Consider the following 14,068-nt stretch of genomic DNA (forward strand, 5'->3'; position numbering starts at 1 on the left):
GCATGTGTGCGACGAAAGCGCGACTCCTCAGGTCCGATCAATCCCACCGGCACGCGGCAAGTGCGCCGCGACTCGAAGAGGACTCTACCTAAGACGGAACGGTGCGTGGGTTCGAAGATCTAACAAGAAGCATCCGTTCTGGAGATACCTCTTCAAACATGGATCATCATCGGATCGGTTGATCGGAACAACTGTTCGGGCCGATATCACGCCTCCCGTCGACGTTCGTGCCGTGGGTTCCCACTCCGTCCAAGGTAATAAGGGCGCTGTTCAGAGCAATACTTGTGTCGGTTAGGCCGAGCCGATCTGACATCGCAAGTGCCTGTCGAACTCGCTTGATCAATTCTTCATTATCGCTTGAATGTGCCATAGCTATCGTTTCGAAATAGGGTTAACGGCGAGATAATAAGTCGCGTACAACCGACTACTGGGGAGTAGTGAGATGACTAGCCGCTTTGATTCCGATTGGGAATGCCAACAATCGGCGCGCTTCTCGGCGCCGCTTTCAGACTATGGGCTCGGCCATGACCATGTAGCAGCTGCCCGGGCGATCTACAGTGCACGGCGCCAGCGTGATTTTCATTTCCGGAACAGTGATCTGTTCGCTGATCCAGCTTGGGATATGATGCTCGCGCTCTTGATTGATTGCGCCGATGGGCGGGCTACATCGATCAGCTCCGCTTGCATTGCCTCCTATGTACCCGCCACAACTGCGTTGCGCTGGATTGACAAGATGGTGACCATTGGGCTTCTGAGCAGGGAGGCAGATCCGTTTGATCGGCGGCGTTCCCACCTAAACCTGACCCGCGAAGCCTGCGAAAAGTTGGCGCTGGCTCTTTCCACAAAGCCCCGCTTGGGCGGATCGCGCCGTGTCAGCTAGTGGATCCAACTGCCGTTCGGCGGCAAGAACGCGGGCCCCGACCGTGGGAACAACGGTATCGCCGCTTCAAGCCTGATGGGAAGGAGGCAGAGAAGGCGATCGTTTCCGTCAAGGGCGCGACAATGTCGGCGTGCCGGTGATCCGCGACCTTCATTCGGCGATGGCGCGCGAAAAGACGCCGATCGGCGTGTTCATCACCAAGGCGCTGCCGACCAAGGTGATGGAGCGCGGGGCGGCGGCGGTGGGGTGTTCCACTCTGCGCTGACCGGCAAGAGCTATCCCTGGTTGCAGATTCTGACGCTGGCGGAATTGTTCGCGGGGAAGCGGCCGGACATTCCCTATGTCGATCCGAGTGCCGCGTTCAAACGCGCCGCGCGCGAAACCACAGAAGTGCAGGCGCGATTGTTGTAACGGCGGGCGACACGGGCGCAATCGACGTCGGCTGAGTAGCGTCGGCGGCTTGCGGCGTCACAGCGATTGCGTCGAAGTCGCGCAAAAGTCGTCCAAATCAGGGACACACCGCGGCGAAGCGACGTTAAGGGCGCGGAGGCTGAGGATGGCGCGATACCGGATCGAGCTGCGCACGCCCGCTGGCGTACAGGCGACGCGGAACGTGGAGAAGGATGATCTGGCGGCGCTGCGCCATGAGGCGGCGCTGTTTGCCAGTGACATGCTGCGCGCACGGGCTTCGCAGGTCTGGGACGATGGTGACTGGAGCATCGAGGCGAGCGACGCCACCGGGCTGATCCTGTTCGTGCTGCATCTGTTGTGACCAATGCGGCGGCGCTGACGGAGCCGCGGCGGTAAGCGTGCCTGCGCGCGAGCGGTGAGCCGCGGCGCCTTTCTCGGTTGCTGGTGAGGATGCGGGATCCCGGCTCAGGGCCGGGGTGAGGGTGGTCTTTGTCGCGGTGCTGGGTGCAGTGCCGGGGTGAGCGCAGGATGTGGCCGCCTGACCGAGAGCAATGGCGGTGCGTCCCCTTCAACGACAGGCTTGTCGCGCAGGTGGTTAAGAAGCGGGACCCCGGCTCAAGGCCGGGGTGACGGGGCGTTCTGGGGTAGCGGAGTGGCCGTGCCCGGGTGACCGGGCCGACGGGGGCTTTTTGGGGTGCCGGGGGTGGGTGTTCGGGGGGCGGCGGCGCGGTGCGGCGGCGGGGCCTAGACGAGGCCGAGTTCGGCGAGCTTGCCGAGCAGGGCGGGGGGCAGGGTGGCCATGCCGCTGCCGTCGCCGCCGAGATCGACGGGCGCGTCGGCATGTTCGAGATAGCGCCAGCCCTGGTGGGCGCGCTTCGGGCGGGCGGCGACGAGGCGGAGCGCGGGATCGATGTGGATCGCGACGCGGCCGCCCTCTGCCTCGCCGAAGCCGAGGATGGGGGAGCGGGCGACGAGCTGGTGCTTGATGATCCAGAACAGCGAGCCTCGGCCGGCGATCTCCTCATGCCGCTTGGGCAGATAGCGCGTCGTCAGGAACAGCGGGCCTTCCTCGCCACGCTGGCGCAGGCGGTCGGCGAGATGCTCCACCGCGCTGTGGCCGAAGGCAACCTTGGTGATGTGGAGCGGTGGGCGTTCTGAATCCATCGGGGCTGGCATGTGGGGTGGGTGGGGGCGGGTTGCCAATGGCGTTTGCGTGGCGAGCGGGGCTATCCCTCGACTGCGCTCGGGACGAACGGGCTGAGGGCGCCCCTCGTTGCTGGAGACGAGCGTTGGCGATCGCTTTGGCTCGGGACGAACGGGGGCGGTCATCCCGTTACCTCGTGTGGCAAGCCCGGGTGGCGACCGCGCGTGGGTTAGCCGACGAGGCCGGAGGCGGTGGCCAGGCCGAGGAAGGCGAGGAAGCCGATCGAATCCGTCGTCATGGTGACGAAGACGGAGGAGGCGACCGCGGGGTCCGCGCGCAGCCGCTCAAGGACGACGGGGACGAGCACGCCGGCAAGCCCGGCGACGAGGATGTTGGTCATCATAGCCGCGGCGATGACGCCGCCGAGCAGGGGATTGGCGAAGATCAGCGCGACGCCGGTGCCGATCACCACCGCGATCGTCGCACCGTTGAGCAGGGCGACGCGGATCTCGCGGCCGATCGCGCGCGCGGTGTTGGATTGCGTCAGCTGGTTGGTGGCCATCGCGCGCACCGTGACGGCGAGCGTCTGCGTGCCGGCATTGCCGCCGACGCCGGCGACGATCGGCATCAGCGTGGCGAGCGCGACCATGCGTTCGATCGTGCCTTCGAACCGCGAGATGATGAACGAGGCGACGAGCGCGGTGAAGAGATTGGCGATGAGCCAGCGGACGCGCGCCTTGTAGCTGTCCAGCACCGGCTCGTTGATGTCGCCTTCGCCAGCGCCGGAGAGCAGCAGGGCGTCCTCGCCGGCCTCTTCCTGGATGATGTGCACGATATCGTCGACGGTGATCATGCCGACGAGGCGGCCCGAGCCGTCGACCACCGCGGCGGAGATGAGCGCGTATTTCTGGAAGCGGAGCGCGACCTCTTCCTGATCCATGTCGACCGGGATCAGCGTCTGTTCGCGCGCCATCACGTCGGAGATGGCGATCGCGCGCGGAGTGCGCAGGATCCACGACAGCGCGCAGGTGCCGACCGGCTTGTGCTGCGGATCGACGACGAAGATTTCCCAGAAGTCGGTGGTGAGTTCCTCGTCACCGCGCAGGAAATCGAGCGTGTCGCCGACCGTCCAATGTTCCGGCACCGCGATCAGCTCGCGCTGCATCAGGCGGCCGGCGGATTCCTCCGGGTAGCTCAGCGCCTCCTCGATCGCGGCGCGATCGTCGGGCTCCATCGCGCGGAGCACCTCGCGCTGCTCCTCCACGTCGAGATCCTCGATGATCGCGACCGCGTCATCGGTATCGAGCTCGGAAGCGAGATCCGCGACCTGGCGCGCATCGAGCGCGTCGATCAGCTGTTCGCGGACGTGATCGTTCATCTCGGCGAACACGTCGCCGTCGAGCAGATCGGCCACCGCGGCAGCGAGCGCGGCGCGTCGATCCTCCGGCGTCAGCTCGAACAGGTCGGCGATGTCGGCGGGGTGGAGCGGCTCGACGAGGCGCTGCGCCTCCTCGGTATCGCCGCGATCGACCGCATCGAGCACCGCGTCGACATAATCAGGCTTCAGCCGATCGTCCGCGTCGAGCTGGTTCTCGTCCTCGCCCGGACGCTCGGCACTACGGAGTTCGGTTTCGCTCATCGCTGGCCTCCTCCGGCGGGTTGATCTGCGGGCGCTCCTAGCCGCCGCGACGGCGCCTGCCAACCGGGGGAGATTTGCGTTCGAAGAGAGCCAAGTATAGGGCGCCGGCTTTCCGGTTATCCCGAAGGAGGCTTTCCATGGCCGATACGTACAACACCCTGACGCTGACGCTGGACGGCGGCGACGTGACGATCAAGCTGCGCCCGGACCTGGCGCCCGAGCATGTGAAGCGCATCGGCGAGCTGGCCAACGAGGGCTTTTACGACGGCGTCGTGTTCCACCGCGTGATCCCGGGCTTCATGGCGCAGGGCGGTGATCCGACGGGCACTGGCATGCACGGTTCGGACAAGCCGAACCTTAAGCAGGAGTTCTCCAAGGAGCCGCACGTGCGCGGCGTCTGCTCCATGGCGCGGACCAATGATCCGAACAGCGCCAATTCGCAGTTCTTCATCTGCTTCGACGACGCGCGCTTCCTCGACGGCCAGTATACCGTGTGGGGCGAAGTGACGAACGGCATGGAGCTGATTGACGCGCTGCCCAAGGGCGAGCCGCCGCGCGAGCCGGGCAAGATCGTGAAGGCACGCGCCGAGTAAGCACCGGCCGATCGTCGAGGGATGAAGGGGGCTCGGGTGACTGGCCCCCTTTTTCTTTGCGCCGAGCCGGGCGATGGGGCGGGCGTTCAGCTCGGGTCGGAAGCGAGCGTGTCGATCAGCCAGTCGCGGAAGATGCGCACCTGCTTCAGCTGGAGCGCGCGCGGGCGGCAGACGAACCAGTAGCTGTAGGGGCTGACGACCTCGATATCGAAGAGCCGCACGAGGCGCGGATCCGCGGCGTCGGCGAAATGGCTTTCGTGCATGAAGGCAACGCCGAGGCCCTGTGCCGCGGCCTCCAGCATCAGCGCGCCCGAATCGAAATGATCGACCGCCATCGGCTCGATGTCGTTGAGCCCGGCGGCGGTGCGCCAGGCGACGAACGTATCCGGCATGTCGCGGTGGACGAGCGCGGTGAGCGCGGCGAGCTGCTGCGGGCGGACGACGGGGTCGGGGCGCTCGATCAGCGAGCGGCTGCCGATGACATAGACCATGTTGCGATCGAGCCGGCGGGCGTAGAGCGCGGGATCGATGTCGCGCGCGAGGGCGATGACCGCGTCGAGCCCGTCACCCAGCCGGGCGATGCCGTGGCCGGCGGTGTCGATATCGAGGTGAAGCTCCGGATGCGCGGCGCGCAATTCGGGCAGGCGCGGGAACAGCCGCTGCGAGGCGAAGAGCGGGAGCACGCCGAGGCGCAGGCGGACGACCTCGACCGCGCTGGTCATGGATTCGACCGCATCCGACAGCTGATCGAGCACCGGCGCGATCTGCGCCAGCAGCCGCTCGCCTTCCGCATTGGGGACCATCGCCTGGTGGCGGCGATCGAACAGCGGGCGGCCGAGGAAGCGCTCGAGCGTCTGCACGCGGCGGCTGAGCGCGGGGGCGGAGAGCGCGAGTTCCTCCGCCGCGAGCTTCACCGATCCCAGGCGCGCGACGGCGACGAACGCCTCGATCGCGGTGAGGGGAGGGAGCCGGCGCATCGTCAATCCAGTCGCTTATGGTGCGGTGCATCATGCGGGAATGCCGGACACGCGGCAAGCCGAATTGCACAAAATGCACGCGGCGGTGTTTTCTTCGCACTTGCACAATAAGCGGGTTCGACGCACATAGGGCGGGCCTTTCAGGCATCCTCTCCTAAAAACTTCCATGGGCTGGCCTTCGGGCCGGCCCTTTTTTTGTGCCTTTGCCGGGGCATGGGACATTCGTGCGTCGTGCACGAAAAAGGCCGCCGGGCCGGCTACTCCAAAAGCGTTCGTGCGTATCTATCTTAGCGGACACGGATACCGAAGGAGAAGCGGCTTGGCCGACAGCGACACACAAGCCACCAAATTGCAGGTTGCCAACGCCCGCCCGGAAGACAGCGGGCGCGGTATCGCGCATTTGCCGCGGGCGTTCATGGCGTCGCTTGGCCTCACCGAAGGCGACGTGATCGAGATCATCGGCAAGAAGACCACGCCGGCGCGCGCGGTCGGCCCCTATTCCGAGGACGAGGGACTGGCGATCGTCCGCATCGACGGCCTGCAGCGCGCCAATGCCGGCGTCGGCTCGGGCGATTTCGTCGAGGTGCGCAAGGCCGAGTCGAGCCCGGCGACGCGCGTGGTGTTCGCGCCGGCGGCGCAGAACCTGCGGCTGCAAGGGTCGACCGTGGCGCTGAAACGCACCTTCATCGGCCGGCCGCTGGCGCAGGGCGATGTGGTGGCGACTGCCGGGCACCAGCGCGTGGCGAACATGCCGCCGGGGATGCAGCAGTTCGTCAACGCCCCGGCCTATGCGTTGCAGGAGATCCGGCTGGTCGTCGTGTCCGCGGCGCCCAAGGGCATCGTCCACATCGACGAGAATACCGAGGTCGAGCTGCGGCCCGAGTATGAGGAGCCGAACGAGGCGCGCCGCGCCGACGTCACCTACGACGATATCGGCGGCATGGCGGCGACGATCGACCAGCTGCGCGAGATGGTCGAGCTGCCGCTGCGCTACCCCGAGCTGTTCCAGCGGCTGGGCGTCGACCCGCCCAAGGGCGTGCTGCTTCATGGCCCGCCCGGCACCGGCAAGACGCGGCTGGCGCGGGCGGTTGCCAATGAAAGCGACGCGCAGTTCTTCCTGATCAACGGCCCCGAGATCATGGGCTCCGCCTATGGCGAGAGCGAGGGCCGGCTGCGGCAGGTGTTCGAGGAAGCGGCCAAGAGCGCGCCCTCGATCGTGTTCATCGACGAGATCGATTCGATCGCGCCCAAGCGCGGGCAGGTATCGGGCGAGGCGGAGAAGCGCGTCGTCGCGCAGCTGCTGACGCTGATGGACGGGCTGGAGGCGCGCGCGAACCTGGTGGTGATCGCGGCCACCAACCGGCCCGAGGCGCTGGACGAGGCGCTGCGGCGGCCGGGGCGGTTCGACCGCGAGATCGTGGTCGGCGTGCCTGACGAGCGCGGGCGACGCGAGATCCTGGGCATCCACACTCGCGGCATGCCGCTGGGCGACAAGGTGGACCTGGGCGAGCTGGCGCGCACCACCTTCGGCTTCGTCGGCGCGGACCTTGCCGCGCTGACCCGCGAGGCGGCGATCGAGGCGGTGCGGCGGATCATGCCGCGGCTGAACCTGGAGGAGCGGACCATTCCGCCCGAGGTGCTCGACACGCTGGCGGTGACTCGCGAGGACTTCATGGAAGCGTTGAAGCGCGTCCAGCCGAGCGCGATGCGCGAAGTGATGGTGCAGGCGCCGACCGTCCGCTGGGACGATGTCGGCGGGCTGGACGATGCGCAGATGCGCCTGAAGGAAGGCGTCGAGCTGCCGTTGAAGGATCCCGATGCGTTCCGGCGCCTCGGCATCCGGCCGGCCAAGGGCTTCCTGCTCTACGGGCCGCCGGGCACCGGCAAGACGCTGCTGGCGAAGGCGGTGGCGCGCGAGGCGGAGGCGAATTTCATCGCCACCAAATCGAGCGACCTCTTGAGCAAATGGTATGGCGAGAGCGAGCAGCAGATCGCCCGGCTGTTCCAGCGCGCGCGGCAAGTGGCGCCGACGGTGATCTTCATCGACGAGCTCGACAGCCTGGTGCCGGCGCGCGGCGGTGGCCTCGGCGAGCCGCAGGTGACCGAGCGGGTGGTGAACACCATCCTTGCCGAGATGGACGGGCTGGAGGAATTGCAGTCCGTGGTGGTGATCGGCGCGACCAACCGGCCCAACCTGGTCGATCCCGCGCTGCTGCGGCCGGGGCGGTTCGACGAGCTGATCTATGTCGGCGTGCCGGACGAGGCCGGGCGGCGGCGCATCCTGGGCATCCAGACCGCCAAGATGCCGCTGGCGCATGACGTGGACCTCGACGTGGTGGCGCGGCGGACGGAGCGGTTCACCGGCGCCGACCTTGGCGACGTGGTGCGTCGCGCGGGCCTGATCGCGCTGCGGCGGTCGCTGGGTGCGCGCGAAGTGTACATGGGTGACTTCGAGGCGGCGCTGGAGGAATCCCGCGCGAGCGTGACCGAAGAAATGGAGCGCGATTACCAGCAGATCGCATCCAAGCTGAAGCAGGACGCGGCCTCGATCCAGCCGATCGGCTTCATCTCCCCGGGGCAGCTGACCCCGCGCGGCGAACGCCGCGACTGACCCATGGCGCGGCGCCCCGGTGCATGCCGGGGCGCCCGTCCATGGCGCATCAGGTGGCGGCTTCTTGGAGCTTCACCACCTCCAGCGGCCGGGCAAGCAGCTGCATCAGCTGATCCATCGCCCCGCTGCCCTGTCGCCAGGCGACATATTTCTCGTAATCCTCGATCGACGCCCAGCGTGCCAGCAGCAGCGCGCGATCGGGCTGATCATCCACCGTGTAGAGCGCGACTGACTCGCAGCCAGGGAAGGCGCGGGTCTCCTTCAGCCTGGGTGCCAGATAGGTGACGACCTTCCAGCCGTGACCCGGCTTGGCGGTAATCTTGAGCATCAGCGAGACCGCCATCGGGCGTTTTCCTTTCGCGAGATGAGGGGGCGATCGCGATGGCTGAGGTTCGTGACGGACGGGCTGCGCGACGACTGCTCCTAGCTACCTTCGCAATGCAGTTGCGGCCCGCGCGGCTGTTTTTCGAAGCCAGGTGCGGGGCGGTTTCCGAGAAAAGAGCGTGTTCTCTGTCGCTTGGGGCCAGTTCCGCGGATCAAGATAGGATCTCCATCAATGATGATCCTATAAAGCCTATCGACTTAGTAGGTGATCGTTCGTAACCAGCCCCTCCACGCGGCCCGAGCGGCGACAAGCAGCCGGCGCCGCACGCAAGATGGTGGGGGATTGAATGGTGTTCGCACGTCGCTTCGTGTTCCTGGTGTCCGCATCCTTGCTGCCGGCGACGGCGATGGCGCAGACCGCGCCCGATACGAGCGGCGTGGCGGCCCCCGTGGACCCGGCCTCTGCAGGAGCAGCCTCGGCAGACACGGTCTCCGCCGACGCGGCGCAGGCAGGCACTGGGGTGGCGACAGGCGCAGGCGCGACGGTGGTGGAGGGTGACAGCGGGCCGGACATCACGGTCACCGGATCGCGGGTGATCCGCAACGGCTATGATGCGCCGACACCGCTGACGGTGGTGAGCACGCAGGAACTGGAGGCGGCGGCCCCGGCGAACCTTGCCGATTATGTGAACCAGCTGCCTTCGGTGGCGGGAAGCATCACGCCGGCGAACAGCAACCGATCACTGGCGAGCGGGGCGGCGGGGCTGAACACCGTCAACCTGCGCGGGCTGGGAAGCAACCGCACGCTGGTGCTGGTCGACGGGCGGCGATCGGTGGCCTCCACGACGGACGGGACGGTGGACATCAACACCGTTCCGCAGGGGCTGGTGAAGAGCATCGAGATCGTCACCGGCGGCGCTTCGGCCGTTTATGGTTCCGACGCGGTGGCGGGGGTGGTGAATTACATCCTCGACAAGGATTATACCGGCATCAAGGGCGACCTGAGCTACGGCCAGACCACCTATGGCGACGACGACAGCTATCGCGCGACGCTGACGGCGGGGGCGCCGTTCGCCGGCGGGCGCGGCCATGTGCTGCTGAACGGGACCTTCATCCAGCGCGAGGGCGTGAACGGTGCCCCGCGCGGCTGGGCGGCGAAGGGCATGTATATGACGCAGAACCCGGCGTACGTGCCGGGGAACGGCCAGCCGCAATATATGCCGTCCACCAGCGCCGGGCTGAACAGCGTGACGGGCGGCGGGATCGTGGTGAGCGGGCCGGCGCGCGGCGTCTATTTCGGGCAGGGCGGGACGATCAACCGCTATGACTATGGCCCCGGTTACAATCGCGCCGGGAATGGCGAGTGGACGATCGGCGGCGACTGGCGCGAGAACCAGCATGTCGACGGCACCTCGCTTCAGCCGGGCGAGCGGATCCGCGGGCTTTACGGCCGGCTGAGCTACGAGATCACCGACGGGATCGAGCTGTTCGGCGAGGCGGCGTATAATTACACGCGCGGCCTGAACTGGGGCGGGCGGCAGACCGACCGCGGCAACATCGCGATCCGCGGCGACAATGCCTTCATCCCGGCCGCGCTGCTGGCGCAATATCCGAGCATCGCCACCACCGGCCTGACGCTGGGATCGTTCAACGCCGATTATCCGACGCGCCAGAGCGACAATCGCCGCGAGGTGCAGCGCTATCTGATCGGGGCCGAGGGCAAGTTCGACCTGATCGGGACGCGGTGGAGCTGGGACGGTTATTACCAGCGCGGGGTGACGGAGAACCACATCTCGCTGGTGTCGCCCAATCGCACCAAGCTTGGCTATGCGCGCGATGCGGTGTGGGATGCGGCGCGCGCCACGATCGTGTGCCGCGTGACGCGGGACGGGAGCAGCGACCCGCTGGCGCAAGGATGCGTGCCGTACAACAGCTTCGGCATCGGGGTGAATTCACCCGCCGCGGTCGGCTACATCATGGGCAATCCCTGGACGAAGACCCGCTTCCAGCAGGATGTCGCGGCGCTGAACCTCAGCACCGATATCGCCAATCCGTGGATCAAGCCGATCGGCCTTGCCTTCGGCATCGAGCATCGCCGCGAGGAGACGTCCGCCTATACACCGCCATTTGCGCAGAGCGGCTGGTACAGCGGGAACTTCCCGGACAATTCGCAGGTGGCGGGCGCCTATGACGTGACCGAAGGCTATATCGAGACGCTGATCTCGCTGCCGTTCAACATCGGGTTCAACGGCGCAGCGCGGCTGACCAGCTACAGCCAGGCGGGCGAGGTGGTGACGTGGAAGGCGGGGCTGACGTGGAGCCCGGTGAGCGACCTGCAGCTGCGCGCGGTGCGATCGCGCGACATCCGCGCGCCCAACCTGTCCGAGCTGTTCCAATCCGGCGGGGGGAACACGAACTCGCTGCTGAACCCGTGGACGCAGGCGAGCGCGCGCTATCGCGGGGTGCCGCAGGGCAACCTCAACCTCCGGCCGGAGAAGGCGGATACCTGGGACGTGGGGCTGATCTATCGCCCGTCGTTCGTGCCGGGGCTGGGCCTGTCGGTCGATTATTACGACATCAAGATCAATGGATCGATCGGCGCGCTGAGCGCGCAGCAGATCGTCGACCGCTGCTTCGAGGGGAACGAGGCGCTGTGCCAGCAGATCGCGCTGGCGACGACCGACAATGTCGCCGCGCCGCGCTATGCCTATGGCGACGGGTGGGACCGGACGACGGGGCCGAACGTGATCCCGAACCTTGGCGACATCTGGGTCTATACCACCAACTTCAATTACGTCGTCGAGCGTACCCGCGGGCTGGACGTGGAGGCGAGCTATCGCACTGCGCTCGACCGCATCTCGGCCGGGCTGCCGGGGACGATCTTCCTGCGCGCGCTGGGCACCCGCTTCATCGAGCGCTGGTCCGACAATGGCACGCAGCCGCCGGTGAACAGCGTTGGGCAGAACAGCGGCGCGCTGCCGAAGTGGAAATATCGCGTGACGGCGAACTATTCGCTCGACGATCTGACGGTGCAGCTCACCGGGCGCGGATTTAGTGCGGGGGTGTACAACAACACCTACATCGAGTGCACGAGCGGCTGCCCGGCCTCGACCGCGCTGAACCGCACGATCTCGAACAACCGGCTGCCGGGCGCCTTCTATGTCGATGCCTATCTGGCGAAGAAGGTGACGCTGGGCGGCGCGCGCGGCGAGCTTTATTTCCAGACCAACAACCTGTTCAACCGCGATCCGGCGCTGGTGGGGAGCGGGCCGTCCGACACGTCAAGCCCCGATCCGGGGACGAACCGGTCGCTGTACGATTTCCTCGGCCGCACGTTTCGTGTCGGCCTGCGGTTCGAGATCGGGAGCTGATACGAAACGTCCCGCCGGCGAGGGGCCGGCGGGACGCATTTTCTTGCCGCGAGGGTCCGCGTCAGACGCGCATCGGCATCAGGACGTAGAGCGCGGGCGCCTTGTCGTTCTCGCGGATCAGCGTCGGCGCGGCGGCGTCCGCGAGGTGGACCTCCACCACGTCACCGTCGATCTGGCCGAGGATGTCCATGAGGTAGCGGCTGTTGAAGCCGATCTCGAACGGGGCCGCGACATATTCGCCGGGCACTTCTTCGGCCGCCGTGCCGTTTTCCGGGCTGGTCACCGAAAGCGTGATCTTGTCGCGATCGAGCGCCATCTTCACCGCGCGGGTCTTTTCGGTGGCGATGGTCGAGACACGGTCGACGCCCTCCATGAAGGCGGAAGGATCGAGCTTCAGGATCTTGTCGTTCGCGGTCGGGATGACGCGGCTGTAATCGGGGAAGGTGCCGTCGATCAGCTTCGAGGTGAGGATCGCCTTGCCGAGATCGAAGCGGATCTTGGTGCCGCTCAGCGACACGCCGACCGAGCCGTCGACCTCGTCGAGGAGCTTGCGCAGCTCCGCCACGCACTTACGCGGCACGATGACGTCGGGCATGTTCTCCGCGCCTTCGGGGCGCGGCAGCGTCACGCGCGCTAGCCGGTGGCCATCGGTCGCCGCGGCCTTCAGCACCGGCTGCGATCCGCCCTCGTCCGATACGTGCAGGAAGATGCCGTTCAGATAATACCGCGTTTCCTCGGTCGAGATCGCGAAGCGCGTCTTGTCGATGATCTGCTTCAGCGCCTCGGCCGGCATCTCGAACTGCGTCGGCAGCTCGCCCTCGGCGATAACCGGGAAATCGTCGCGCGGCAACGTGCCGAGCGAGAAGCGCGCGCGGCCGGCGACGATCGTCATGCGGCCGTCCGCGGCGGTGAGCGAGACCTGCGCGCCCTCGGGCAGCTTACGCGCGATGTCGAACAGCGTGTGCGCCGACACGGTGGTGGCGCCCGGCTGGTCGACCGCGGCGGCGACATTCTCGTTGATCTGCAGATCGAGATCGGTCGCCATCAGCTTCAGCGAGCCTTCGGCCGTCGCCTCGATCAGCACGTTCGACAGAATCGGGATGGTGTTGCGCCGCTCCACCACCGACTGGACATGGCTCAGCCCCTTGAGGAGCGTCGCGCGTTCGATCGTCGCCTTCATGATTCAGATCCCCCGGCCCGCCGGATTCGACCAGGGGCAACTCCCGGGTTTCCTAGACAAAGAGAAAGGGCCGGAGCAAGCGCCCCGGCCCTTGTTTTCGGTGGATAGTTCGCATCTTCGTCCAGACAGGTGCGGCGAGGCCGCACCCGCAGGAGTTCAGAAGCGGAAGCCCAGGCCAACCGCCACCTGGTGACGATCGGTATCCACGCCGAACGTGCCGGTGCTGGCGCCGTTCGGATATTCGAGGCGGGCATCGCCATAGTTGGAGTAGCGATACTCGAGCTTCGCATAGGTGTTCGGGCTGAGCGACTGCTCGACACCGGCACCGAGGCGGTAGCCGTCGAGGTTGAAGTTCGCACCGGTCGTGGTGGTCGCGTCAGCGCGCGTCAGATCGAGACGGGCGTTGGTGTAACCGACCTTACCGTAGATCAGCGTCTGCGGCGCGGCCATGACACCGATGCGGGCGCCGACGTACAGATCGCGGCCAGCCTTCACGCGGCCATAGCCGAAGTCGTTCGGGTTGCGCGGATCGTTGCGGACCTTGCCGGTCGAGCCGGTGATTTCGCCTTCGACGCCGACGACGAGGTTGTTGAAGGCCACGTCATAGCCGATTTCGCCGCCGTACAGGAAACCGTCGGCACCCTGATCGCCACGGATCTGCGAATCCTGCGTGTCGCCGGGGCGCAGCGCGTCGTACCCGAGGATGACGCCAGCGCGCGGGCCAGTGAACGGCCCCGCATCCTGCGCGGCAGCAGGAACGGCAACTGCGGCGGTGGTGGCGGCGAGCGTCGCCAGGATGAGCTTACGCATAAGAGACTCCATTTTCACGTTGGTCGCCGAAACTCGCCGGCGACAGCGCTCAAATGGGGGGAAAGCGCAGGCGTTGCATGAACCTCAGATAAACAGCAATTTTCGTGGCTTTTTGGCAACAGGGACTT

13 protein-coding genes are annotated in these 14,068 nt (G+C 66.6%); 7 read left to right on the plus strand and 6 right to left on the minus strand.

The genetic code is table 11. The features are described 5' to 3' along the window. Nucleotides 1–442 precede the first annotated feature (442 nt). From ACH0AE_RS04945 to ACH0AE_RS04960, 4 genes are all read left to right on the plus strand, one after another. Entirely contained in the window at nucleotides 443–880 is a 438-nt protein-coding gene (locus ACH0AE_RS04945; protein WP_406875500.1) for a MarR family transcriptional regulator, read from the plus strand. Nucleotides 881–1,016: 136 nt separating this feature from the next. Continuing rightward, on the plus strand, nucleotides 1,017–1,145 hold the full coding sequence (locus ACH0AE_RS04950) for a hypothetical protein (protein WP_406875501.1): 129 nt from the start codon (nucleotides 1,017–1,019) through the stop codon (nucleotides 1,143–1,145). After that, a complete protein-coding gene (locus tag ACH0AE_RS04955; protein WP_406875502.1) occupies nucleotides 1,127–1,291 on the plus strand; it encodes a hypothetical protein in 165 nt (54 codons plus the stop codon). The genes ACH0AE_RS04950 and ACH0AE_RS04955 overlap by 19 nt, the downstream gene beginning before the upstream one ends. A gap of 145 nt (nucleotides 1,292–1,436) precedes the next feature. Beyond that, a complete protein-coding gene (locus ACH0AE_RS04960; RefSeq protein ID WP_406875504.1) occupies nucleotides 1,437–1,652 on the plus strand; it encodes a DUF6894 family protein in 216 nt (71 codons plus the stop codon). 383 nt (nucleotides 1,653–2,035) lie between these two features. On the opposite strand, the gene ACH0AE_RS04965 is transcribed toward ACH0AE_RS04960, so the two are convergent. Both ACH0AE_RS04965 and mgtE read right to left on the minus strand, forming a co-directional pair. After that, nucleotides 2,036–2,455, minus strand: a complete 420-nt coding sequence (locus tag ACH0AE_RS04965; RefSeq protein WP_294443578.1) for a DUF1489 family protein — start codon at nucleotides 2,453–2,455, stop codon at nucleotides 2,036–2,038. A 209-nt stretch (nucleotides 2,456–2,664) separates the two neighbouring features. After that, a complete protein-coding gene (gene mgtE, locus ACH0AE_RS04970) occupies nucleotides 2,665–4,074 on the minus strand; it encodes a magnesium transporter (RefSeq protein WP_294443580.1) in 1,410 nt (469 codons plus the stop codon). A 137-nt stretch (nucleotides 4,075–4,211) separates the two neighbouring features. Here mgtE and ACH0AE_RS04975 point away from each other — a divergent pair, with 137 nt between their 5' ends. Further along, a complete protein-coding gene (locus ACH0AE_RS04975) occupies nucleotides 4,212–4,667 on the plus strand; it encodes a peptidylprolyl isomerase (RefSeq protein ID WP_294443581.1) in 456 nt (151 codons plus the stop codon). An 86-nt stretch (nucleotides 4,668–4,753) separates the two neighbouring features. Here the strand turns inward: ACH0AE_RS04975 and ACH0AE_RS04980 are convergent, their stop codons facing one another. After that, nucleotides 4,754–5,644, minus strand: a complete 891-nt coding sequence (locus ACH0AE_RS04980) for a LysR substrate-binding domain-containing protein (RefSeq protein WP_294443582.1) — start codon at nucleotides 5,642–5,644, stop codon at nucleotides 4,754–4,756. Nucleotides 5,645–5,963: 319 nt separating this feature from the next. Between ACH0AE_RS04980 and ACH0AE_RS04985 the strand changes: the two genes are divergently transcribed. Next, complete coding sequence (locus ACH0AE_RS04985) at nucleotides 5,964–8,255, plus strand: CDC48 family AAA ATPase (RefSeq protein WP_294443583.1); 2,292 nt, start codon at nucleotides 5,964–5,966, stop codon at nucleotides 8,253–8,255. A gap of 49 nt (nucleotides 8,256–8,304) precedes the next feature. On the opposite strand, the gene ACH0AE_RS04990 is transcribed toward ACH0AE_RS04985, so the two are convergent. Further along, complete coding sequence (locus tag ACH0AE_RS04990; protein ID WP_294443584.1) at nucleotides 8,305–8,598, minus strand: putative quinol monooxygenase; 294 nt, start codon at nucleotides 8,596–8,598, stop codon at nucleotides 8,305–8,307. Between the two features lie 328 nt (nucleotides 8,599–8,926). On the opposite strand from ACH0AE_RS04990, the gene ACH0AE_RS04995 reads away from it, so the two are divergent. Then, nucleotides 8,927–11,950, plus strand: coding sequence for a TonB-dependent receptor domain-containing protein (locus tag ACH0AE_RS04995; RefSeq protein WP_294443585.1), 3,024 nt, complete (start codon nucleotides 8,927–8,929; stop codon nucleotides 11,948–11,950). A 61-nt stretch (nucleotides 11,951–12,011) separates the two neighbouring features. Here ACH0AE_RS04995 and dnaN read toward each other — a convergent pair whose 3' ends face one another. Further along, nucleotides 12,012–13,130: a DNA polymerase III subunit beta gene (dnaN, locus tag ACH0AE_RS05000; RefSeq protein ID WP_294443586.1), complete on the minus strand. Its 1,119-nt coding sequence runs from the start codon at nucleotides 13,128–13,130 to the stop codon at nucleotides 12,012–12,014. Between the two features lie 156 nt (nucleotides 13,131–13,286). Next, nucleotides 13,287–13,940: an outer membrane protein gene (locus ACH0AE_RS05005; protein WP_294443587.1), complete on the minus strand. Its 654-nt coding sequence runs from the start codon at nucleotides 13,938–13,940 to the stop codon at nucleotides 13,287–13,289. Nucleotides 13,941–14,068 lie beyond the last annotated feature (128 nt).

Source organism: Sphingomonas sp. 179-A 2A2 NHS, from assembly GCF_045371305.1.
In the GTDB taxonomy this organism is placed as follows: Bacteria; Pseudomonadota; Alphaproteobacteria; order Sphingomonadales; family Sphingomonadaceae; genus Sphingomonas.

Coding starts and splice junctions, on each gene's coding strand:
- dnaN (WP_294443586.1), bottom strand. CDS start 13,130: ATGAAGGCGACGATCGAACGCGCGACGCTCCTCAAGGGGCTGAGCCAT.
- mgtE (WP_294443580.1), bottom strand. CDS start 4,074: ATGAGCGAAACCGAACTCCGTAGTGCCGAGCGTCCGGGCGAGGACGAG.
- ACH0AE_RS04975 (WP_294443581.1), top strand. CDS start 4,212: ATGGCCGATACGTACAACACCCTGACGCTGACGCTGGACGGCGGCGAC.
- ACH0AE_RS04980 (WP_294443582.1), bottom strand. CDS start 5,644: ATGCGCCGGCTCCCTCCCCTCACCGCGATCGAGGCGTTCGTCGCCGTC.
- ACH0AE_RS04945 (WP_406875500.1), top strand. CDS start 443: ATGACTAGCCGCTTTGATTCCGATTGGGAATGCCAACAATCGGCGCGC.
- ACH0AE_RS04995 (WP_294443585.1), top strand. CDS start 8,927: ATGGTGTTCGCACGTCGCTTCGTGTTCCTGGTGTCCGCATCCTTGCTG.
- ACH0AE_RS04990 (WP_294443584.1), bottom strand. CDS start 8,598: ATGGCGGTCTCGCTGATGCTCAAGATTACCGCCAAGCCGGGTCACGGC.
- ACH0AE_RS04960 (WP_406875504.1), top strand. CDS start 1,437: ATGGCGCGATACCGGATCGAGCTGCGCACGCCCGCTGGCGTACAGGCG.
- ACH0AE_RS04965 (WP_294443578.1), bottom strand. CDS start 2,455: ATGGATTCAGAACGCCCACCGCTCCACATCACCAAGGTTGCCTTCGGC.
- ACH0AE_RS05005 (WP_294443587.1), bottom strand. CDS start 13,940: ATGCGTAAGCTCATCCTGGCGACGCTCGCCGCCACCACCGCCGCAGTT.